Source organism: Dolomitihabitans soli (genome assembly GCF_022213955.1).
Taxonomy (GTDB): domain Bacteria; phylum Actinomycetota; class Actinomycetes; order Streptosporangiales; family Streptosporangiaceae; genus Streptosporangium_A; species Streptosporangium_A soli.
This window is the reverse complement of sequence record NZ_JAKNTW010000008.1, coordinates 186051-207515: the sequence shown is the minus strand read 5'-3', so window position 1 is coordinate 207515 and position 21465 is coordinate 186051. Positions and strand designations below refer to the sequence as shown.

At 68.1% G+C, this 21465-nt stretch carries 21 protein-coding genes; 9 read left to right on the top strand and 12 right to left on the bottom strand.

Features of this window, described 5'->3' with window-relative positions; genetic code table 11:
* Nucleotides 1–30: 30 nt before the first annotated feature.
* The 4 genes from MBA17_RS18675 to MBA17_RS18660 form a co-directional block, all read right to left on the bottom strand.
* On the bottom strand, nt 31–2076 hold the full coding sequence (locus tag MBA17_RS18675; protein WP_238497772.1) for a catalase: 2046 nt from the start codon (nt 2074–2076) through the stop codon (nt 31–33).
* Between the two features lie 84 nt (nt 2077–2160).
* Nucleotides 2161–2874, bottom strand: coding sequence for a maleylpyruvate isomerase family mycothiol-dependent enzyme (locus tag MBA17_RS18670; protein WP_238497771.1), 714 nt, complete (start codon nt 2872–2874; stop codon nt 2161–2163).
* Between the two features lie 176 nt (nt 2875–3050).
* On the bottom strand, nt 3051–3554 hold the full coding sequence (locus MBA17_RS18665; protein ID WP_238497770.1) for an RICIN domain-containing protein: 504 nt from the start codon (nt 3552–3554) through the stop codon (nt 3051–3053).
* Between the two features lie 139 nt (nt 3555–3693).
* The gene (locus MBA17_RS18660) at nt 3694–6669 is read right to left on the bottom strand and encodes an AfsR/SARP family transcriptional regulator (protein ID WP_274385603.1); all 2976 of its coding nucleotides are present in this window, start codon (nt 6667–6669) and stop codon (nt 3694–3696) included.
* A gap of 166 nt (nt 6670–6835) precedes the next feature.
* Here MBA17_RS18660 and MBA17_RS18655 point away from each other — a divergent pair, with 166 nt between their 5' ends.
* Nucleotides 6836–7327 (top strand): GNAT family N-acetyltransferase, encoded by a 492-nt coding sequence (locus tag MBA17_RS18655; RefSeq protein WP_238497768.1) that lies wholly within the window; start codon nt 6836–6838, stop codon nt 7325–7327.
* A gap of 84 nt (nt 7328–7411) precedes the next feature.
* On the opposite strand, the gene MBA17_RS18650 is transcribed toward MBA17_RS18655, so the two are convergent.
* Genes MBA17_RS18650 through MBA17_RS18640 form a run of 3 tightly spaced genes read right to left on the bottom strand, consistent with a single transcriptional unit; the run spans nt 7412 to nt 11108 of the window.
* Nucleotides 7412–7768: a nucleotide pyrophosphohydrolase gene (locus MBA17_RS18650; RefSeq protein ID WP_238497767.1), complete on the bottom strand. Its 357-nt coding sequence runs from the start codon at nt 7766–7768 to the stop codon at nt 7412–7414.
* Nucleotides 7769–7822: 54 nt separating this feature from the next.
* Nucleotides 7823–10336, bottom strand: a complete 2514-nt coding sequence (locus MBA17_RS18645; RefSeq protein WP_238497766.1) for a PEP/pyruvate-binding domain-containing protein — start codon at nt 10334–10336, stop codon at nt 7823–7825.
* A gap of 1 nt (nt 10337) precedes the next feature.
* Nucleotides 10338–11108 carry a TetR/AcrR family transcriptional regulator gene (locus tag MBA17_RS18640; protein ID WP_238497765.1) on the bottom strand — a complete coding sequence of 257 codons (771 nt, stop codon included), beginning with the start codon at nt 11106–11108 and terminating at the stop codon, nt 10338–10340.
* Nucleotides 11109–11238: 130 nt separating this feature from the next.
* Between MBA17_RS18640 and MBA17_RS18635 the strand changes: the two genes are divergently transcribed.
* Complete coding sequence (locus MBA17_RS18635; RefSeq protein WP_238497764.1) at nt 11239–12588, top strand: TrkH family potassium uptake protein; 1350 nt, start codon at nt 11239–11241, stop codon at nt 12586–12588.
* Nucleotides 12589–12869: 281 nt separating this feature from the next.
* Complete coding sequence (locus MBA17_RS18630; protein ID WP_238497763.1) at nt 12870–13466, top strand: nucleotidyltransferase domain-containing protein; 597 nt, start codon at nt 12870–12872, stop codon at nt 13464–13466.
* Between the two features lie 140 nt (nt 13467–13606).
* On the opposite strand, the gene MBA17_RS18625 is transcribed toward MBA17_RS18630, so the two are convergent.
* On the bottom strand, nt 13607–14248 hold the full coding sequence (locus tag MBA17_RS18625; RefSeq protein ID WP_238497762.1) for a hypothetical protein: 642 nt from the start codon (nt 14246–14248) through the stop codon (nt 13607–13609).
* A 4-nt stretch (nt 14249–14252) separates the two neighbouring features.
* Here MBA17_RS18625 and MBA17_RS49525 point away from each other — a divergent pair, with 4 nt between their 5' ends.
* The 3 genes from MBA17_RS49525 (at nt 14253) to MBA17_RS18615 (ending at nt 17259) form a co-directional block, all read left to right on the top strand.
* Nucleotides 14253–14378 carry a hypothetical protein gene (locus MBA17_RS49525; RefSeq protein ID WP_274385602.1) on the top strand — a complete coding sequence of 42 codons (126 nt, stop codon included), beginning with the start codon at nt 14253–14255 and terminating at the stop codon, nt 14376–14378.
* Between the two features lie 4 nt (nt 14379–14382).
* A complete protein-coding gene (locus MBA17_RS18620; RefSeq protein ID WP_238497761.1) occupies nt 14383–15150 on the top strand; it encodes a class I SAM-dependent methyltransferase in 768 nt (255 codons plus the stop codon).
* 1299 nt (nt 15151–16449) lie between these two features.
* Nucleotides 16450–17259 carry a DUF6551 family protein gene (locus MBA17_RS18615; RefSeq protein WP_238497760.1) on the top strand — a complete coding sequence of 270 codons (810 nt, stop codon included), beginning with the start codon at nt 16450–16452 and terminating at the stop codon, nt 17257–17259.
* A 289-nt stretch (nt 17260–17548) separates the two neighbouring features.
* Here MBA17_RS18615 and MBA17_RS18610 read toward each other — a convergent pair whose 3' ends face one another.
* The 3 genes from MBA17_RS18610 to MBA17_RS18600 are packed head-to-tail and all read right to left on the bottom strand — an operon-like array spanning nt 17549 to nt 19491.
* Nucleotides 17549–17755 (bottom strand): DUF397 domain-containing protein, encoded by a 207-nt coding sequence (locus MBA17_RS18610; RefSeq protein WP_238497759.1) that lies wholly within the window; start codon nt 17753–17755, stop codon nt 17549–17551.
* Between the two features lie 34 nt (nt 17756–17789).
* Nucleotides 17790–18305 (bottom strand): NUDIX domain-containing protein, encoded by a 516-nt coding sequence (locus MBA17_RS18605; protein WP_238497758.1) that lies wholly within the window; start codon nt 18303–18305, stop codon nt 17790–17792.
* A complete protein-coding gene (locus MBA17_RS18600; RefSeq protein WP_238497757.1) occupies nt 18280–19491 on the bottom strand; it encodes an NsdA family TPR-like regulatory protein in 1212 nt (403 codons plus the stop codon). Before MBA17_RS18600 ends, MBA17_RS18605 begins: the two co-directional genes overlap by 26 nt.
* A gap of 128 nt (nt 19492–19619) precedes the next feature.
* On the opposite strand from MBA17_RS18600, the gene MBA17_RS18595 reads away from it, so the two are divergent.
* From MBA17_RS18595 to MBA17_RS18585, 3 genes are all read left to right on the top strand, one after another.
* Nucleotides 19620–19826, top strand: coding sequence for a hypothetical protein (locus tag MBA17_RS18595; RefSeq protein ID WP_238497756.1), 207 nt, complete (start codon nt 19620–19622; stop codon nt 19824–19826).
* Nucleotides 19826–20266, top strand: coding sequence for an ATP-binding protein (locus MBA17_RS18590; protein WP_238497755.1), 441 nt, complete (start codon nt 19826–19828; stop codon nt 20264–20266). The genes MBA17_RS18595 and MBA17_RS18590 overlap by 1 nt, the downstream gene beginning before the upstream one ends.
* A gap of 249 nt (nt 20267–20515) precedes the next feature.
* Nucleotides 20516–20986, top strand: coding sequence for a PepSY domain-containing protein (locus MBA17_RS18585; protein ID WP_238497754.1), 471 nt, complete (start codon nt 20516–20518; stop codon nt 20984–20986).
* A gap of 79 nt (nt 20987–21065) precedes the next feature.
* On the opposite strand, the gene MBA17_RS18580 is transcribed toward MBA17_RS18585, so the two are convergent.
* On the bottom strand, nt 21066–21461 hold the full coding sequence (locus tag MBA17_RS18580; protein ID WP_238497753.1) for a winged helix-turn-helix transcriptional regulator: 396 nt from the start codon (nt 21459–21461) through the stop codon (nt 21066–21068).
* Nucleotides 21462–21465: the final 4 nt, after the last annotated feature.

Below are 21465 nucleotides of genomic sequence, written 5' to 3'. Positions count from 1 at the left end.
CGCACGGGCGCAGGCGGGGTGGCGGGACGGTCAGGCGACGACGCCGTCGATGTCCCTGCCGTAGTGGCGGTGGACGGCGATCGCCTGGACGAACCGCTGCGCGAGCGTCTCGCCCGCCGTGTCCGACCCGATCACTCCCTCGGTGCTGGGCAGACCGGCGGCGTCGAGCAGCGTCCGGCCGTCCTTGACCGCGCAGATCGCCTTGCCGTGCTTGAACGCCTCCCGGACGAAGTGGACCGCGTGGGCGCTGGCGGCCAGCGCTCCGCCGTCCGCCAGCAGCACGGCGTCGTACAGCACGGAGGAGGCGGCGGTCAGCTGGCGGTCCGCGGTCAGCGTGCCGACCGTGCCCTCATGCGGGGCGAGCACCTCGCAGATCGCTCCCTGGCCCTCCAGCACCTCGCGGACCGGGGCCAGTTGGCCCGCCTCGGTGGCGTCCGACGCCAGGATCGCGATCTTGCGCGTGGCGATCGAGTCGCTCGGGGAGTTGGCCTGGCTCAGCGCGGGCGAGTACTTGCCGTGGTTGGCCACGCTCGCGGCCGGTACCCGCAGCCCGAGCCCTTCGGCGACCTGGGCGGCCAGCTCCCGATCGATCTGGACCAGGTGCGCGACGACCTTCTCCTTGATGGCCCGCCGCTCCACGTGCCCCAGCTCGAAACGGAAGGCCGCCACGATGTGCCGCTTCTCCCAGCTGGACATGCTGTTCCAGAACAGGGTGGCCTGGCTGTAGTGGTCGGCGAAACTGGGGCTGCGCTTGCGGATCTTCTTCCCGTCCACCCGCTCCTGGTAGTGCTGGAACACGCCGTCCCACTGGCCGCTCATGATCGCCGGCATCGGGCAGCCGCCGCTGATGGAGTTGGGGGAGTAGCTGGTGTGGCTCTGGTGGATCATGTGCTGGTGGTAGCCGTCACGCTGGTCGTTGTGCACCGGGGCGACGGGCCGGTTGATCGGGATCTGCGGGAAGTTGGGGCCGCCCAGCCGGATGAGCTGCGTGTCCAGGTAGGAGAAGTTACGGCCCTGCAGCAGCGGGTCGTTGGAGAAGTCGATGCCCGGCACGATGTTGGCGGTGCAGAAGGCGACCTGCTCGGTCTCGGCGAAGAAGTTCTCGGGGTTGCGGTCGAGGGTCAGTTTCCCGACCATCCGGAGCGGCACCTCCTCCTCCGGGATGAGCTTGGTGGCGTCGAGCAGGTCGAAGTCGAACTTGTGCTCGTCGGCCTCGGGCACCAGTTGCAGGCCGAGCTCCCATTCCGGATACGCGCCCCGCTCGATCGCCTCCCACAGGTCGCGCCGGTTGAAGTCGGGATCGTTGCCCTGGATGCGCAGCACCTCGTCCCACACCAGCGAGTGGGTGCCGAGCGTCGGCCGCCAGTGGAACTTCACGAACGTGCCCCGCCCCTGGGCGTTGACCAGCCGGAAGGTGTGCACACCGAAGCCCTGCATCATCCGGAAGCTGCGCGGGATCGCCCGGTCCGACATCAGCCACATCATCATGTGCAGGCTCTCGGGCTGGAGCTGCACGAAGTCCCAGAGCGTGTCGTGCGCCGACTGGGCCTGCGGGATCTCGTTGTGCGGCTCCGGCTTCACCGAGTGGACGAAGTCGGGGAACTTGACGGCGTCCTGGATGAAGAACACCGGCATGTTGTTGCCGACGAGGTCGTAGTTGCCCTGGCGGGTGTAGAACTTGGTGGCGAAGCCGCGCGCATCGCGCACCGTGTCGGCCGAGCCGCGCGAGCCGGCCACCGTGGAGAACCGGACGAACACCGGCGTGACCAGCGACGGGTCGCACAGGAAATCCGCCACGGTGTGCTCCGCCAGCGAACCGTCGTAGACCTGGAACCGCCCGTAGGCCCCGGCGCCGCGCGCGTGCACCACCCGCTCGGGGATGCGTTCGTGGTCGAACCGCATGATCTTCTCGCGGAAGTGGAAATCCTCCAGCAGCGTCGGGCCGCGTTCCCCGGCCCGCAGGGAGTTGTCGGTGTCGTCGACGCGGACGCCCTGGTCCGTGGTGAGCCGGGTGTTCTCCAGACTGATCCGGTACTGGTCGAGCTGTCGCTGCTTCTCGTCGCCTTCGTTGGCCACGGATCCCCCAGAACTGGCTGAAAACTGTCCATAACGGGGGTCACGGCAGTTCCTACCCAGCTCCGACCTGGCTGAAAGCCGGGATCAGGCGAGACAGCGCAGGGCGGATCTGATCCGCTGGTCGAGCGGATGCCCGTCGGGCAGCCGGCCGACCGTGGCCTCGACGAACTCCCGCGCGGGCAGGTCCGCGCCCACCCCGTTCACCTGCACCCGGATCCGCTCCGCGCCCGGCTCGACCCGCGCCTTGGAGCCCTGTTCCGCGAGCACGAACATGGCGACCTTCGCCCGCCAGTACGTCCGGTCGTCCGCCTCCTCCGCGCCGACCGGCGCCCCCACGTCGTCGGCGTGCGTGGCGTACTCCGAGTCGTAGTGGAAGGTCTGCAACCCCACCGGGTACGGCCCGGCCGCGGTCCGCAGGCTGGTGTCCCGCCCGAGGGCCCGCATCCGCCGCCGCGTCTCACCGTTCAGGGTCCGCCACTCCACCAGCACGTCCTCGTACGGCAGGCCGCGGCGCCGCAGTACGCACCACTCGTTGAAACTCTCGAAGCCGGTCACGCCCTCCTCGGTGAGGAGCGCGCTGAACCCTTCGATGTCGTCGTCGAGGCAGGCGTGGTTGTAGAGCTCCTCGCCGGCGAGGTGGGCGAGCACGTCACGGACCGACCAGCCGGCGCACCGGGAGGGGCGGTTCCAGGCCGTCTCGTCGAGGGCGGAGAAGAACCGGTCGAGCCTGGCCGCCTCCGTTTCGAAGATCCCGAACGGGTCGAGGTCCTCCAGCAGATCTTTCGCCTTGAGAGTCATACCCACGCCGTTACCCGCTCGGCCGCGACCTAATTCGATTGTCCGTGCTCTCATGCGCCGAACGGGAGGGCGGCCGTGGCGACCGCCCTCCCGCTCTCATCCGGCCTGACCGGGTCTGCCGTCGTCATGCCGGCGGCAGGCTCACCGGTCGCGGTCCTGGCGTGCAGCCGGATCGGCTAGAACCAGCGCTGGAAGTTCAGGTTGTTGCAGTGGAAGGAGCGCAGGCCCTCGCGGCTGTCGTCGACGCAGCGCTTCGTCTCGTGGTTCTGGAGCACGACGCCGTCACGGTACTTGGTGACGTTCCACTTCTGGAAGGTGAGGTTGTTGCAGGGGTAGGTGCGCAGGCCGGCTCCGCTGTCGTCGAGGCAGCGCTGGGTGTGCTTGTTCTTGATCTCCCGATGCTCGTTCTCGACCACGGTGACTTCCCACTTCTGGAAGTCCAGGTTGTTGCACCCGATGGAGCGCAGGCCCTCGCGGCTGTCGTCGAGGCAGCGATCGGTATTCCGGTTCCTGAAGGTGTTGATGACGGGCGGTGCGCTGAACGCCGCTGAGGCGAGGAGTCGCGCACCGGAGGCGGCGACGGGCGGTGCGCTGGACGCCTCGGAGACGGCGGGTGACAACGCGCCGAGCGACACGAACAGCATGATCGCCGCGGATCTGCTACGCGTGGAGAGGGACATTCTGTGGACTCCTGTCGGTGCGGGCCGGAGGTTCCGAACGCCTCCGGCCGTGGTGCGGTTCCGCCGGCGCGACGACCGTCAGGACGGGCATCGCGAGCGGCTGACTCGGTGAGCGTGGCGGCCGGCGCTGTCGTGCCGGTCACTCGCCGGTCACGCGCGCGAACGGGGTGAGCTCCGCCGTACGGGCCGGCTCCGCCGTACGGGCCGGCTCCGCCGTACGGGCCGGCTCCGCCGTACGGGCCGGCTCCGCCGTACGGGCCGGTGTCCCGTCGTGGTGGCCGGGGGTGGTCGCGAAGCGGATGATGTCCGGGATCCGGCGGCCCCGGTCGAAGGCGGTGGCGTACGCCTGCGCGCCGAGGGCTCGGCGCGTCACGTGCTCGGTCGCGAGGTGCATGTCGTGGAGCGGCCGCAGGGCGGCCAGGACCACGCCGACGACCTGCCGCAGGCGATCCGCGCCGCCCAGCAACTCGGCGGCGTGGTCGTGGTGACCGGCGGCGGCAGCGGCCCAGGCGAGTGCCTCCACAGCCCAGACGGGTCCCCAGCGATCGTCGATGTCGTGCTGGCGGCGCAGGGCCTCACGGAACAGGTCGGCGGATCGGCTCACGTCACCGTGACGGAGCTCGGTGAGCCCCAGGTTCCACAGCGCCCACGAGTACGCCCAGCCGGCCCCGCTCTCCTCGGCCTCCGTGAGATAGTCACCGGAGGCCGTGAGCGCGAGTTCCCGATCGCCCAGGAAGGCGCAGCCCATGGCCCACAACATGGTGGCCATGTGCGCGTCGCCGAACTTTCCCGCACGGTGGAACATCCGCCGTGCCCGTGCCAGCAGGGGGATGGCCCGGGTGTCCCCCTGCGTGAGCAGCGCGTGCGAGCCCTCGACGTACGCCGTGGCGGCCGGCATGTCGCCGCCGGGGTCACGGCACACGGCCAGGAACAGCTCGCTCACCGGCCGGTCGCCCTGGACCAGCGCGGTCCAGGCGATCAGGGCCGCGGCGGCCTCGCGGTGCGGGAGCGCGGGAGCGGTGTGGTAGGCCCGCTCCAGCCAGTGCCGGCCCTCTCCGATGGTGCTGCAGAAGAACCAGATGCGGGTCCGGGTGAGGTTGACGGCGATGTCCAGCCCGCCGGTGGCCTCACCGGGCTGGGTGAAGCAGAAGTCGAGCGCCGCCCGGAGGTTCGAGAGGTCCGCCCTGAGCCGGGACAGCCACTCGACCTCCTCAGCGCTGCACCAGCCGTCGGCGGCCTGGGCCGCCATCCGCTGGTAGTGGTCGCGGTGGCGTAGCTGGAGCGAGGTTCGCGCGCCGGAGTCGGCGAGCCGTTGCCGGCCGTACTGGCGGATGGTCTCCAGCAGCCGGTAGCGCGTACGGCGGCCACGGACGCTCGCCAGCAGGATCGACTTGTGGACCAGGCCCGCCAGCAGGTTCACGACGTCTGCCCTGGCGATGCCCGAGCCGGAGCACACGGCCTCGGCCGCCTCCAGGTCGAACCCGCCGGCGAAGACCGACAACCGCGCCCAGAGCAGGCGCTCGGGCTCGGTGCACAGCTCGTGGCTCCAGTCGATGACGTCGTGGAGGGTCTGGTGGTGCCGGGGCGTGACCTGGGCGTTGCCGCTGACCAGCAGCCGGAAGCGGTCATCGAGGCGCTCCAGGATCTCGGTGACGGAGAGCGTGCTCAGCCGTACGGCGGCCAGTTCGATCGCCAGCGGGATGCCGTCCAGACGCCGGCACAGTTGGGCGACGAGCTCCTGGTTGTCGCGGGTGATGCGGAAGTCGGGGGCGGAGACCGCGGTGCGGTCGGCCAGCAAGGCCACCCCGTCGTAGCCGGTCAGCGCCTGGGGGGCCGCATGCGGGGCGGCGGGGGCGCAGGGCGGCAGCGCGAGCGGGGGCACCAGCAGGAAGCGCTCGCACTGGAGGCCGAACCGGTGCCGGCTGGTGGCCAGCACGCGCAGGCCGTGCGAGGCCCTGAGCAGTACGTCGACCAGCCCCGCGACCGCCGACGCCACGTGTTCGCAGTTGTCGAGCACCAGCAGCAGCCTCTTGTCGCGCAGGAACTCGACCAGGATGTCGGCGGGGCGCCGCGCCGACTGGTCGCGTATCCCGAGAGCCTGGGCCACCATCTGGTCGAGCAGCTGGGGCTCCGCGAGCGCGGTGAGATCGGCCAGCCACACGCCGTCGGGGAACTCGCCGGCCAGCTCGGCTCCGGCCCGCAGCGCCAGCCGTGTCTTGCCCACACCGCCCACACCCGTCAACGTGACCAGCCGGTTGATCCTGAGCAGCCGTCCGATCTCGGCGAGTTGCCGCCCACGGCCGACGAAGGTCGTCACCTCGGCCGGCAGATTGCCACTCGCCTCGGGCCGCCGGGCGTACGTCAGCGCGGGATCGCCGGCGAGCAACCGCTGGTGCAGCTCGCGCAGCTCGGCGCCGGGATCGACGCCGAGCTCCTCGACCAGGATGGTCCTGACCGTCTGGTAGCAGCGCAGGCCCTCGCCCCGGAGCCCCGAACGGTACAGCGCGAGCATTCGCCGTGCCCAGAACCGCTCTCTCAGCGGGTGCGCGGCGGTCAGCTCGCGCAGTTCGGCGAGCAGGCTCTCGTGCCTGCCCAGCGCAAGATCGGCCTCGATGCGCAGCTCCAGTGCGTCGAGCCGGCGCTCGTTCAGCACCGGGACGATGTCGCGCCGGAGCACCTCCGACCGGACGCCGGACAGCGCCGCGCCGCGCCACAGCCCCAGAGCCTCCGCCAGCAGCGTGGCGGCCTGGGCCATCTCGTCGGCGGTGGCGGCCGTCCTGGCCCGGCGCACCAGGACCTCGAAACGATGCAGGTCGAACGCGTCGGGAGCGACCTCGATCGCGTATCCGTGGGGCCGCGTGACCAGCGGACTCCCCGCCCCTGCGGAGCCGAGCAGGCGGCGCAGCCGGAGGACGTAGTTCTGCAGGGTGTTGCGGGCGCCGGTGGGCGGGTCGTCCCCCCACAGCCGATCGATGAGCGTCTCGGCGGCGACGACGCTGTTGGCATCGAGGAGCAGCGCCGCGAGCAGAGTGCGGAGCTTGGCCGCCTGGATGGTGATGTGGGCACCGTTGCGCAGTGCTTGGACAGGCCCTAGGACTCTGAATTCGAAACCCAAACTTTGCACTACTTAATGTAATCATAGCATTACTCTCGGTGGCTCTGGGTCTCCGGCGGCGTCGGCCGTACGGACGCGGGCCCGGTGAGCGGGGCGCGTCCGTCACCCGCTCGTCGGCGACCTAATTCGATTGCCCGGCCGGATGGAGAACCGAGAAGATCTCCGGATGGACATCCGAGCGCCGGACGTGACGGAACTGCCCCGGCTGCAAGAGATCGAGCGGGCGGCCGGCCGGTGCTTCCGCGACGTGGGCATGCCGGAGATCGCCGACGACGAGCCGCTCACGCTGGCGGAGCTGGCCCGCTACCAGGGCGAGGGGATGGCCTGGGTGGCCGTGGAAGCCGGGCAGGTGCTGGCCTATCTGATCGCCGACGAGGTCGACGGCAACGGGCACGTCGAGCAGGTGTCGGTGCACCCCGACCACGCGGGTCAGGGCACCGGCCGGGCGCTCATCGACCACCTCGCCGCCCAGGGTTTCCCGGCGCTGACCCTGACGGCCTTCACCGAGGTGCCGTGGAACGGGCCCTACTACGAGCGGTGCGGCTTCCGTCCGCTGCAGGACTCCGAGCTGACCCCCGGCCTGCGCGTCATCCGGCGCCGCGAGGCCGAACACGGTCTCGACCGCTGGCCGCGGGCCTGCATGCGCAGAGATCTGTGAAGCCCGCCGCGAGGCCGAACACGGTCTCGACCGCGGGCCTGCATGCGCAGAGATCTGTGAAGCCCGCCGCGCACCGGCGTGTGCTCAGGGAGCCAGCGGCGGGGCTTTTCGCGCGGAGCCGCGGTAACGGTCGGGGTCGTAGCGGCGGCCGCTTTCGTCGAGTTTGGCGTGGGCCGCGCCGATGAGATCCTCGCCCAGCACGTCGGCGAGCCGTACCAGGTAGAGGGTCACGTCGGCGAGTTCGGAGCGGACCCGGGCCGTGGTCTCCGGGTCCAGGCCGGCGGACTCGCCGGGGGTCAGCCACTGGAACTCCGCCACCAGCTCACCCACCTCGCCCGCCAGCGCCATGGCCAGGTTCTTCGGCGTGTGGAACTGCTCCCAGTCGCGGGCCCGCGCGAACTCCCGCAGTCGTACGGCCAGCTCCGCCAGTTCATCGCTCACGCCTGGCGACCCTACTGGGTCACCCGGCGCCGGCTGAGCCGGGTGACCCCGCGACTACCGGGTCAGCAGCTCGACCGTGCCGCGCTCCCCGTCGACCCGGATCCGGTCGCCGTCGTGCAGGCGCATCGTGGCGTTGCCGGTGCCGACCACGGCGGGGATGCCCAGTTCGCGCGCGACGATCGAGGCGTGTGACAGCGGCGCGCCCATGTCCGTCACGACGGCGGCCGCGCGCGGGAACATCGGGGTCCAGCCGACGTTGGTGAGCGTGGTGACCAGGATCTCGCCGGGCTGGAGCCGGTCGCCGTCCTCGGGGGCGGCGATGACCCGGGCGATGCCCTCGACCACGCCGGGCGCGCCGGGGAAGCCGCTCACCGTGTCGCTCACCGGCGGGCCGCCGCCGCGCGCGTCGTAGAGGTCGCCGCGCCGGTCGGGGTCGGCGGCCCAGCGGACCGGGTCGAAGCGGCCGACGATCAGGGTGGGGTAGGACGGCAGCGCCGCGTACCGTTCGTAGGTCGCCCGGCGGATGGCGACCTGCGACAGCGCCGTGTCGTCCCCGCGCAGCACGTCGAGCACCTCGTGGATCGACAGGAAGAACAGGTCGTCGCCGTGCCCGGTGACCTCGCCCGCCCGCACGACGAAGGCGCGCACCGCCCAGAACGCCCGCACCACCTCCGAACGGGTCGTCTCCCGGTCGCGGAGCACGGCGTTGAAGACGGCGACCTTGCGCCGCATCGCCCGCTCCTTACGGGGATACCTCGACCTGAACCGCGCCCAGGCCGCCTCGCGGGCCTTCTCCTGGCGGGCCAGCAACGCGGCGGTGTCGTCGCGCAGGTCGTGGAAGCCGGCGAGCTGCCGGTCGATCCACTCCGGGTCCTCGCCGGGGCGCGGGAGGTAGACCTCGAACTCGTGCGGCCCCCGGTGCCCGTACGTGCGGGCGAAGGTCTCCCGGTCGATCTCGCCGCGCGCGAGCCTGCCCAGGCCGAGGATCGGGCCGAGACTGGCCAACTCGCCGTCGCTGTTCACGCCGGTGAGCATGGCCTCCGCGTCGCTCTCGCCGATCATCTTGTGCAGCGTCTGGCGCAGTGAGAGCATCGTCTGCCCGCCCTGCCGTCCCGCCGCCTGGAGCATCCGGCTCGCCTCGACGAGGAACGGCCCCAGTTCCCCCTCCCACATCCTGACCAGCTCGGCCGGGTTCGCGGCGGTCGCCGCCCTGGCCCGCATCGACTCCTCGCGCTCGATGGCGGTCGCCACGTAGGCGGGCAGCTGCTTGATGTTCGCCCGCACCCGCAGGGTCAGCGAGACGGCGACCGGGGCGACCTGTTTGATGATCTGCCACCGGGACAGGCCGAGCTCCGGCACGTCCAGGCCGGGCGGGAGCTTGCCGAAGACGTTCTCGATCGCCTCGACCCGCTTTCCCAGGCCGAGGGACTTGCCCATCGAGATGGGCACGCTGAGGTTCATGTAGAAGCGCCCGCCGATGTTGCCCACGATGTGCTGGCCGGGCATGGCCGAGGCCGACATCGCCTCGTCGATGAAGATCCGGACCAGCGACCAGGTGCAGGGCGTCATGACGTCCGGGATGGCCTCGCCGAGGTTGGCCGACGTCCAGAGGTAGTCGCCGACCAGGCTGTCGTTCCATTCCTCGACGGCCTGCGGCAGCCCGGTGATGGGCCGGGCCTGCACGATGCTGATCCGTCCGCCGCTCATCGCCCACTCGACGTCCATCGGCGTGCCGTACAGGTCCTGGATCCGGGTTCCGAGCCGCGCCAGCGCCTCGGCCTGGGCCCGGTCGAGTACGGCGCGGCCGCGCAGGTCGGCGGGGACGGGCTCGTCGCGGGTGCCGTCGGGCGTGCGGACCGTCATGACCGTCTTGTCGCCGACGCGTTCCTCGACGACCCGGTCGTCCTGGAGCACGATCGTGTCGGGGGTCACCTGGCCGCCGACGACGGCCTCGCCCAGGCCCCAGGCGGCGTTGACCACCGTGCGGTCGCGGGCGCCGGTGAGCGGGTCGGCGGTGAACAGGATGCCCGCCGCGTCGGCGTCGACCAGCACCTGGACGACGACCGCGAGGGCCACGTCGTGGTGCGGCACCCCGTTGCGCTCGCGGTAGGCGATGGCCCGCGCGGTCCACAGCGAGGCCCAGCAGCGCTTCACGGCGTCGAGCAGGGCGTCGCCGTGGATGTTGAGATAGGTGTCCTGCTGACCGGCGAAGGACATGTCCGGCAGATCCTCGGCGGTGGCCGAGGAGCGTACGGCGACCGCGACGTCGTCGCCGAGCCCCGCGTACGCCTGGAGGATCTCCTCGCCCGTCTCCTTCGGCAGGTCGCGCGCCGCGAACAGGGCCGCGATCCGGCCGGTCGCCTCCTCGGGATCGGCGTCGGCGACGGCCTGGAGGATGGCCTCGTGCAGGCCGCCGCGCGAGACGAAGTCGCGGTAGGCGTCGGTGGTGATGTGGAAGCCGCCGGGGACCGGCAGACCGGCGCGGGCGAGCCTGGCCAGGGAAGCGCCCTTGCCGCCGGTGACGGCCAGATCTTCGGCGGCCGCGTCGTCGAGAGGCAGAATCCGCACGTCACTTCTCCTTGGAGCCGAGGGGGTCGCCGAGGGGGTCGCCGAGGGAGGCGGCGAGCTTGCGCTGGGCGATCTCCAGGGCGTTGTCGACGTAGTCGAGGGTGACCCGTGCGATGGCGCGGGCGTTCTCGGGGGTGACCGGTGCGTCCGGTGCGTTCGGGGTGAGGGCCCGGCCGCCGGCGTCGCCGGTCAGCTCGGCCAGGCGCGCGTCCGGCAGCCGGTAACCCGCGGGCAGCAGCTGCGGCACGATCATGAACCCGTAGAGGATCGAGGCGAGGATGTGCGCGTGCTCGCGGGGCGTCAGGTCGGCTCGCAGCGCGCCGTACGTCATGAGTTCGCCCAGGTAGGTCTCCAGGTGGGTCTCAAGGGCGGTGGGGCTGTCGCTGTCGCGTTTGAGGCGGGTCAGCTTGCCCAGCACGCTGGAGTCGCCGAGCAGGCTGGCCTTCATGATGGGCCGCTCGACCAGCGCGCCGGCGAGCAGGGTGATCAGCTCGCCGGGCATGCCGGTGCCGTCCTCGGCGCGCCGCCGTACCTCGGTCAGCAGGATGACGCGCTCCCTGCGGAGCAGCGCGGAGAACAGCTCCTCGCGGGTCTTCCAGTGCAGGTAGATGGTGCCCTTGGCGACGCCGGCAGTGGTGGCGACGTCGTCGATGGTGGTCTTGTCGTAGCCCCAGCGCAGCACCAGCTCTCCTGCCGCGTCGAGGATGCGGTGCGCCCGCGCCAACTGGCGTGCGGGGTCCTGCGGCGGCCGTCCTGCCTTGCCGGTTCTCATCGTTCACCCAATGTTTGACTGGATGTGTGTATCTGGTCATTTAATTGATAGCACACTGCGGCGTCAAGAACGCGTATGGATTGGTGGCCCGCCTTGCTGCCAGATCAGGTGCGACGGTAGGAAGTGGCCAGTGTTCTCCCTATTGCGCGGGTTCCAGGGGTTTCGGCATCCCGGGCAACTCATCGTCTTCGGCTTTGCCGCCGCGGTCCTCATCGGCACCGCGTTACTGGCGACCCCGGCGGCCACCGAGTCGGGCCGCGCGGCGAGCCTGGTCGACGCGGTGTTCACCGCCACCTCGGCCATCTGCGTAACGGGCCTGGTGACCGTCGACACCGGCGCCCACTGGTCGGGCTTCGGCGAAGTGGTCATCGCCCTGCTGATCCAGGTCGGCGGCCTCGGCATCATGACCCTCGCCACACTCTTCGCCCTGCTGCTCTCCGGGCGGCTCGGCCTGCGGGCCCGGATGGTCGCCCAGGCCGAGACCAAGACCCTCAGCATGACCGACGTCCGCCGGATCATCCGCAACGTGGTGCTGTTCAGCCTCGTCGCCGAGGCCGTGACCGCCGTCATCCTGACGCTCCGCCTCATCCTCGGGTACGGCGAGCCGTACGGGCGCGCGATCTACATGGGCGTCTTCCACGCGATCTCCGCGTTCAACAACGCCGGCTTCGGGCTGCTGCCGGACAACCTCATGAGTTTCGCCGCCGACCCGTGGATCTGCCTGCCCATCGCGGCAGCCGTGATCGTCGGCGGGCTGGGCTTCCCCGTCGTCTTCGAACTGCTCCGCTCCTGGCGCCGCCCCCGGCGCTGGACCGCCCTTACCCGGGTGACCGTGGTGGCCACGCTGGCCCTGCTGGTCATCGGCGCAATCCTGATCACCGTCACCGAATGGTCCAACCCCCGCACCCTCGGCCCCCTCGACACCCCCGGCAAGCTCCTGGCCGGCTTCTTCACCGGAGCCATGCCCCGTACGGCCGGCTTCAACAGCCTCGACATCACCGCGATGTATCCCTCAAGCTGGCTGGCCACCGACGCGCTGATGTTCATCGGCGGCGGCAGCGCGGGCACCGCCGGCGGCATCAAGGTGACCACCTTCGCGGTGCTCGCCTTCGCCGTGTGGAGCGAACTGAGGGGCGAGACCTCGGTCAACATCGGCCACCGCCGCATCGCCAGCACCCTGCAGCGTCAGGCGCTCTCGATCACCCTGCTGAGCGTCGTGCTCATCGGCCTCGCCACCTACATCCTGCTCGTCCTCACCCCGCACAGCCTGAACCAGGTCCTCTTCGAGGCCGTCTCGGCCTTCGCCACCGTGGGCCTCAGCACCGGCATCACCGCGCACCTCACCGAACCGGGCCAGATCGTGATCGCCATCCTGATGTTCGCCGGCCGCGTCGGCCCCCTCACCCTCTTCTCCGCCCTCGCCCTCCGCGACCGAATCCGCCGCTACGAACTCCCCGAGGAACGCATCATCGTCGGCTGACCCGGTCGTGAGCTTTGACGGTTGCTGGGATGTTCAGGCGGGCCGTACGGAGGTCGTCGCGGGGGTTCTGAGACCGTCGAGGACGATGGTGCTTCGGTCCGTTCTGCACGGGCGCTGACGTCTGCCGCCTCCGCCCCCCTTGGCCTGCGCTTCATACCTGGGGAGTCGGAGGGCGCTGACGGCTGCCGTCCCCGCCCCCCATGCCCGCGCGACGTACCCGGAGAGGCGGAGCGCTGACGCCTGCCGTATTCGCTCCTTGTCAGCTGTGCTTCCATGGCGGAATGTCGCTGATCGAGACGCCCTGGGGTCCTTGGGAGCCGCTGTCGCCCGCCGAAGTGGTCGACGTGTTCGAGGGCTTGCCCGTCCCCTGGTGGCTGGCCGGCGGATACGCGATCGAGCTGGCCATCGGGGATGCCTACCGGCGACACGACGACATCGACATCGCCGTACTCCGCCGCGACCAGGCCACCGCACGCCGCCACCTCACCGGCTGGGACTGCTGGGCCGCCGACCCACCCGGCACCCTCCGCCCCTGGCCCGCAGACGAACTCCTCCCACCCGGCGTCCACGACATCTGGGTACGCGACGGCGGCCCCTGGCGCTTCCAGCTCATGCTCGAAGAGTCAGACGGCGACGACTGGCTCTACCGCCGCAACCCCCGAATCCGCCGCCCTCTGACCTCAACCCTGATCCCCGACGACGGCTTCTCCCGCCTGACCCCCGAGATCCAACTCCTCTACAAGTCCAAATCCCCCCGCCCCAAGGACCACACCGACTTCACCAAGGCCCTCCCTCACCTGACCGAAACCCAGCGCACCTGGCTGAACGAAGCCCTGACCACCGAGTACGGCGAGCACCCCTGGCTGAACGCCCTCTAACCCACTCCACCCAGTACGGCTCGCGCCTTACCCACTCCACCCAGTACGGCGAACCCCCTGCCTCGTTGACCAGGCAGGTGAAGCTTGGGGTGTCGTTACTCCACACGGGATGAAAGGCCCGGTAGAAAGCGATTGATCGCTCAGTCCGCGTCAGGTTCATCCCAGAACGGCGGGACGAATGCGCCGTCGCGACACGTCACGACCTTCCCGTCACGGACGCTGAGCAATTCCGGCTCATGGTCCTCATACCAGCGCTGGTAGCCGAAAAAGGATTCCTTCTTGTGGAGCCGGGCGGCCAACCAGTCGATCAACCCGGCCACCTCGGCATGCCCGTCGGGGTGGATCTCCCAGCGGCAGGTCAGTGCCCAACGTTCGTCGTCGTGGTCATCCGCGTGCACCAGGATCGAGCAGCCGGCACCAGGAATCTTCGAGGCCGCGTACGGCGAACCGTCGCCCCACGCCGGTTGCGGAAACTCCTTGATCACCCAGTCGCCGTCCTTATCCCGCACCGGCTTCTGCTCGTCGTCCAGCAGATCGAGAACCTCATTGACGATGATCGTCTCCTCGGCGATGTGCTCGGGCCGCGAGCCGAGGCCCAGGTGCCAGCGCAACTCGGCGAGTTCGGCCTCGGACAGGTCGCCACGCAGGTCCATCGCGACCATGAGCTCGTGAATGTCAGCCACGGCAGCACCGTATCGACACCGGCCGGCCGTACCGGCCGGACCAGCGTGGCGGTCACAGGCACCATCGTGATTGATCGCCGCTGTGGGCTTGAGGATCAACGAAATGCGAATGCTGGACCTCGCCGATGTCCGGTGGGAACTGCGCCGGTTCGGCAAACTCAACGTCCGCTCCACCCAGTACGGCGAGCACATCCGGCTGGGCACCCCTGACCTGCCCCGCCCACAATAGGATCATGGACCCAGAGACGACGCGGGCGTACTTCGACGAGCGAGCCGACCACTACGAGAACGCGGAGTGGCACGTCCGATACGCCAAGCGCCTGGTGGAACTCGCCGATATGGCACCCGGCTGGCACGTCCTGGACGCCGCGACCGGCACAGGCCTGGCCGCGAGAGCCGCCGCCACCGTGGTGGGACCGACGGGCCGGGTGATCGGAGCCGACATCTCACCCGGAATGCTCACCCAAGCCGTACGGCACGCCCCGGCCACGGTTTCCTACATCCAGTCGGACGTCACCGACCTGAACGAGTTCGACGCCGAGTTCGACGCGGTGATCTGCGCCTCCGGCATGCTCTATCTCCCAGTAGACCAGGCATTGAGGGAATGGCGCCGAGTCCTCAAGCCAGGCGGGCTCGTCGGATTCTCGACCATGCGAGAGGGAGAGCCATCTACCGCAAGGATCTTCCGCGCCTGCGCCGCCGACCTCGGCCTCTCCCTAACCGACCCCATGGCCGCCCTCGGAACGGAGGACCGCAGCGAGGCCGCCCTGACCCGCGCCGACTTCACCCCCACCCACACAATCGCCGACACCCTCACCCTCCCGGCCTCCGACCCCTCCCACGCCTGGCGCGTCCTCTCCACCAGCCCCCACTACCCCGAACTCCAAACCCTCTCCCCAACTGACCTCATCACCCTGGAGACCCACTTCAAAACGACCCTCCCGTCCACCGCCTCCATAACCACCCAGGTCATCTACGCCTACGGCCGCAAGCAGGAGTGACTACGACGGTGAATCTCGGACGAGGTCGTCGAAAATCGAATTCACTCGCCCATGAAATGTAATGAGAGATCTAGCGGTTTGATATCGCAACAAAGCTCTTGGCTGGCTTTAGTCAGGTGATCTCCTTAGTGCGGGAAAAGTGTTGGTTATGATCTGAAGAAGTTCTGCGGCGCGTTCTTGATCAAGCTGGATCGTCTGGCTGGTCTTCTTTCGGGACTGTCGACCGTCTGAACCGTAAGTGCTCAACTGTAGTAGAGCGCCATCAGCTGTGTGGATAACCTGATATCCGCACTCAACCTCTGTCGGATGTGGGGCTGAGTTAACGGTGACCATGAAGAATTCTGCGATCTTCGCCATGCTTCTATCTTGGCCTTGATGTCTGCGTGGGGGAAGAGGGCCTTGAGGCGGAATTAGCTGGGGCACAGTCCTTGTGGCAAGGCCCGGGTATATGCGTGAGGCGATCTCGATCCTCGACTAGCTCAGCTCTAGACCGAAAGCCGGTGGGGCACCGGTTAGGGCGACGTCTGCGGTGTAGCCAGCTCCAGAAGAGACGACGGGCACGCTTCGGTGCCACCCCATAGCGGACTGAAGCCCCGTGCCAACCTCGCGACTGGTCGGTTCCCCCGATCCAACAGAGTCTCGTTATCTCTTTGTTATCAAGCCAGCACCTTAAGCTCCAAATGAGCCTGTGACATGGATATATGTGCTCTTTTGTCCATATTTGTCATGGTTTTAATGGCGGTGCGCTTGCCTGGTCGATGGGACGAAGCCGGGTTGGGCGCTGTCATCCGGGCTTGCGGGAACCAACTTCTGGTTGTGCTCAGGTCAAGGAATCGTTAGTGTCCAGACATAGGCCTAATAGGTGTTGAGCCCGGACACCGCAGGGCGTACTCCGTCGAGAAATCGTCCTGAGAGGTCATCAGACATGAACCTCAAGTCGTGGAAGATCTGGGGCGCTCTGGCGACGGCCGGGACGGGTGTTGCCGTGAATTTCGCCACCGAGTGGAAGCACAACGTGCTGATTTGGGTTGTTGTGATCGCCCTGGTTGTACTGGGCGTATGGCTCAATTCTATGACTGACCAGGGTGGGCAGCGTGGAGCAATAGCTAGCCGTAGATGGTGGGAGCCTACACCAGTTCTACGCTGGGAAGAGCGGAATGGCGACGCCCATAGGACAGTGTCAACGACGAGCGAGACGGTTGCGACTGAGTTTCTCAAAAACGCTCCTCCTCCGCCGGGCTCGTCTCAAGAACGCCTTCAGTCGTAGCTCCAGCAAACCGTGATACGGAGGTGCCGCCCATGGCTAAGTCGCGTTTCCAGTACGTACTCCCGGACCACCGCGTTGAGTACGGCATCGAGGTCGAAATCGACTCACTGAAGGTCGACGAAGAGGCGCAGCGGGGGCTTAACCAAAAGCGAGCGAAGGGTATCGCTGACGGTCTGATTGTGGACGCTCTAGGCTCGATCGTGGTCTCTGAGCGTGCTGACGGTACCCGGTACATCGTTGATGGCATGCACCGCACTCAGGCCTGCAAGATCCAAGGTCTGCGGACGATCAAGGCGGAAATTCACTACGGCCTTAATCAGCAGCAGGAGGCGACTCTCTTTCTCATCAAGAACCGAGAGTCGGCGAAGGTCAGCACCCTGGACGAGTACAAGGTTGGTCTGACAGCCGGGGATGCTCTCTGTGTGAGCGTCGACCATGTGCTCAAGAGCCACGGTCTTGGTCTGGGCTCGAGCTCAACGAACAGTGTGGGTGCAGTATCGGCTGTGCTGCGCATTGCGAGGCAGCATGGTCAGGAGATCCTGGACCGAACTCTGAAGGTGGTTGAGGCGGCTTGGGGCAGGGACAAGGAGTCTTGGGACGGTGTCATCCTGGGCGGTGTAGCGATGTTCCTCGGTCGCCACGGTTCCAGCATTGATGACTCTGAGCTCGCGAATAAGATGCTCAAGCGGGGCTTGGCGGCGCGCTGGCGCTCCGAAGCTTTGACCCGAGCCTCGAACGGCGGTTACAACAACAGTGGCACCGGGTCGCGAGAGAGCCAGTGCTACCAGATGGTGGTTGAAAGCTGGAACAAGGGGCGAACCTCCGCCAACCGCGTCGGCTAGTTCGATAGATGCCGGCACAGCCGACTCGGATGAACGAACCTGAAACATTTGCACGATGGGAGTGATCTTGTGCTGGTGCAAGTAAATGCCGTAGCTGATTCGCGGTGGTTCATGGCATGTGAGGTGACCCAGAGGTGAATCCGTTGCTCCCAGACCTTTGATACGGGATGCGGCGGTGCGTGCGGTTCCTCGGCTGGCGGATCAGTAGAGCGGGGCCTGCCGTACTTTCTTCTACGAGGTCGCGGGCTTCCTGAACCCGGCGAAAGGCTGGGATTCGGCATTGCGATGTCTAAGGAAGCGTGAATTCTCCGAGGTGGACGCCGCCTGTGAAGGCTTGCCACTCGCCAGGGGTGAAGAACAGCACGGCGCCGTCGGGGTTCTTGCTGTCTCGGACGGCGACGTGTTGGCCGACGAAGGCGACCTCCACGCACTCGCCGTTGCCGCCGCTCAGGCTACTGGTGCGCCAGTCGGCATTTGACAGGTCAGGGTTCTCCATTCCCGTCCTCCTCGTTCTCATTCGTGGTACGCCCTCACAAGGCGTCGTCGATGAAGCATGCTCTCTGCGAGCTCAATGCATCGAAAGCTGCTCGCACACGCCGTAGGACGTACGGTCGGAGTAACTGAGCTGTTCCGTCCGGGTTCTGGAAACGGTACTGCCATAGTTCCTGGTCGCTGAGCTGGATGCTTGCGGCCTGGTCGGCTGGCAGGATGCCGCCGTCGAAGATGAACATGAGGGAGTCGTCCCAAGGGCCGTGTGGGGGAACCCAGTCGACGACGAGAAGGCGGCCGATCTCCAGGTCGAGGCCGAGTTCCTCCTTGATCTCCCGCCGGGCGGCGGCCAGTGGGGATTCGTTGGCCTCGGCCATTCCGCCGGGAAGGTCCCAGTCGGGCTTGTACTTCGGGTCCACCAGCAGGATGCGGCCCTGTTCGTCGCGGATCAGGACGTCGGCCCCGACGCGTTTCCTGGCCTGCTTGGCGTTGCCTTCGGCGAGGTGGGCGTGCCAGGCGGCGGGGTCGCGCTCATAGAGCGGGGCGTCCGGGTTCACGATCAGAAGCTCCCCACTGGTAGAGCCGATATCGCTCCGTCACCGCCTGGTGCAGCAGGATCAGGCATGCGGTGACGATCTCCTCTCCACGGTACGCCTTCAGGCGTCGGCCGATCTCTGCCAGTTCGCGGGCTACCACGAGGGAGCTCAGGGAGCGAGTGTCCTCCGCGACCCCTGTGACGAGTCGGCATGCCTCACCAACGCACCCTTCGGCCAGCATGACCTTCGCCAGGACGAGCTGGCCGAAGGCGCGGCTTCGTGCGCGATCTGGAGAGCGAAGGGCGATAGCTCGATCGGACTGACGACGGGCCTCATCGAGTTGTCCCAGTGTGAGCATGGAGCGGGCGGTGTCCAGAGCGAGGGAGCCTTCGTCGAAGGGTCCGATCCACGGTGAGGGCTCATCCTCTTGTGGGTGGTTGAGGGCACGCTCGGCCCGGTCGAGCAGCCTTGTGCACGCTGCGGGATCTCCCAGCGACGCGCGGCTCCGAGCCGCCATGGTCAGCAGTCGTGCTTGCATCGTCGGAGCTGAGGTGCGTGATCGGGTGAGCATGTCGGTGCCACGGCGTGCGAGCCGTACGGCATCGCCTGCGCACCCGCGGTGCAGGGCGAGGTGGCTCATGCTGCCCAGGATGTGGGCTTCGAGCTGACGGTCGCCGCCTACGGTGACGAGGTCGAGGGCTTGGGAGAAGTGCTGGTCGGCGGTGGTGTCCTGGCCGGCGTCGTGGGCCATCCAGCCGGCCATCTCGGTGAAGGCGGCGGCGGTGATGAAGGCTGCGGATCCATCCGGGCGGCCGAACAGCTGCGGGGCGATGTCCCGTCGCAGATAGCCGAGGACGCTTTCGTACAGGTGGCCTCCGCCCACGCGTCGATCGGCTCCGCGAAAGGCTGTCATAGCGCCCAGGTCGTGAAGCGGTGTTGATGGGTCGCCGGTAGTCGGAGAGACGCCGCCGAAGAGGTCGTCCTCGTCAAGTCCCATCGCCCCGCAGTAGAGCAACCGGTAGCGCTCGGTCAGGGCCGTGATCTTTCCTGATTCCCAGCGGCGGATCGAGCGGACGAGGGCTTCGTGGTCGGGCAACGGGTCGTTGCCTGCGGTTCTGCGGAGGTGGCGGGCCATGGTGTGGACGTCCCAGAGGCGGGCCTTGCGTTCGGTGCGAATCCGGGTCGCCCACTGTGGAGGATCTGTCATGTCCAACCCCTGCCCTCGCCGGTCACACGACGTGTCTCTTGGTGCACCTCATTGTCACCCTCCGCTGGCCAGGGTGCAGGTCCTCTACTGGAATCGACCATGATTCCGCCGGATGTGAGGGCCGTTGGATGGACGAGACGACTGCCAGACGTCACGTGCGGATGCTCGCCGTACGCCTGCCGTACTGGGTGGTGTGGTACGGCGAGCACACCGGGCGGTTCTGGGCGGTGCCGCGGGTTCGGCACCTGGGGGCGGTGACGCATCTTGAGTCACCGACCGCTGAGGACCTTGAGTGTCGAGCGCGGGAAGCCGAGCGGGCCTTGGGGGCGCGGTGATGGCCTGGCCGCCACGGGTGGTGACGTTGCCCGGGGTGGAGCGGTCGGTTTCGGTGGCTCGGGAGTGGGCGGGGGTGGTGTTGGAGGCGGTCGGGTGCGTGGGGGTGGATGACGCGTTGCTGGTGGTGAGCGAGTTGGTGGGGAACGCGGTGAAGCACACCGAGTCGGGCGGAGCGGGCGGTCTGGTGATGGTGGTGGTCTTCGATGCTGGTGCGGAGATGGTCCGGATCGAGGTGATCGACGATGGGGCGGCGACCGTGCCCCGGCAGCGGGAGCCGGATCTTGAGAGCCTCGATGGGCGAGGGCTGTGGCTGGTGGAACGGCTTTCGTGCCGGTGGGGTGTGCGAAGGGTCGGCGGCGGGCGTCAGTCGGTGTGGGCGCTGATGCCGATGGCGGAGCCGAAACCCGACAAGTACGAGTCGGCATCGGTCGGTCGCTGACGCGGTTCTTCATGACACCGGTGACGGAGCTACTGACGACGGTCGGTCGGGCAGTGATTGACCGTATTGTCCGACCTCCGGGCGTGCCTTTGTCGAGTTCCGGGCAGCGTCATCAGTATGAATGGTGGAAAACGGTCAAAGGCTATCATTGGCACCATCTTTGTCGGCTCGGCATTGCTTGCGGTTGCGGCCTGCGGGGGCGTCCAGACGCGGTCCAGTGTCATCAAGGCGGCACCCGTAGGAGGCCTCATGTCATCGTGGGGGCCGCCGGGCGGCCCCAGCCAGGAACCCGGCGGGATGGCGATCCTGGAGAAGGTGGCCACCGCAGCCATGAATGCCGTCGAGGGCTCCACTTTCCTCTCGGTCCAGTCGGAGAACGGCGGCGAGATCTGGGGGGTCCAACTGGCCGGACCCGACGGTACTGAGCGGTTGCTGGAAGTGGGCGCGTCAGGAAAGGTGCTCTCGGAACCCAGGGTCAAGGACACCGGCAAAGGGGAGAAGGCCAGGGTCATGGCAATAATCAAGGACGCCGAGCTGACCTTCAAGGATGCGGTGGAGAAGGTGTCCTCCTCGGTGCCGCAAGGCAAGATCACCCACATGAGCCTGGACAGGTACGACGGCGATCTCCTCGTCTGGGATGTCGACGCCGTCACCCCGGATGGCACCTGGCAGGGGATCAAGGTCGACGCCAAGACCGGCACCGTGACCAAGAATGGTTAGCTGAGCTGAGCGGCGATCGCGACGGGCTCGTTCCTGAGGCGTTGGCGCCATCCTGCGTCCCCGTATTTCAAGGGGCTCCCTAGGTGTGTTCGTCATGGCGTTGCTGGGCGGTGAGGATGTCGCCGGTGTGGGCGGCGATCCAGCCGACCAGGCCCTGGAGGTGTCCGGCCAGTTCGTGGCCCAGCGGGGTGAGGGCGTAGGTCACACTGGGCGGTGTCGCGGGCTGGACCTCGCGGTTGATCAGTCCGTCGCGGGCCAAGGTGCGGAGGTTCTGCGACAGCATCTTCTCGCTGATCCCGCCGATCCGGTCGCGCAGCAGATAGAAGCGCAGGGGGCCGTGGCCGAGGGCGGTGAGGATGAGCATGCCCCAGCGGTTGGTCACATGGTCGAGTACGGCGCGGCCGGGGCAGTCGCTGTTATATACGTCACTCCGAGGATCGCTAGGCCGGGACGTCACCTGGGGACCTACGTTCATGAGG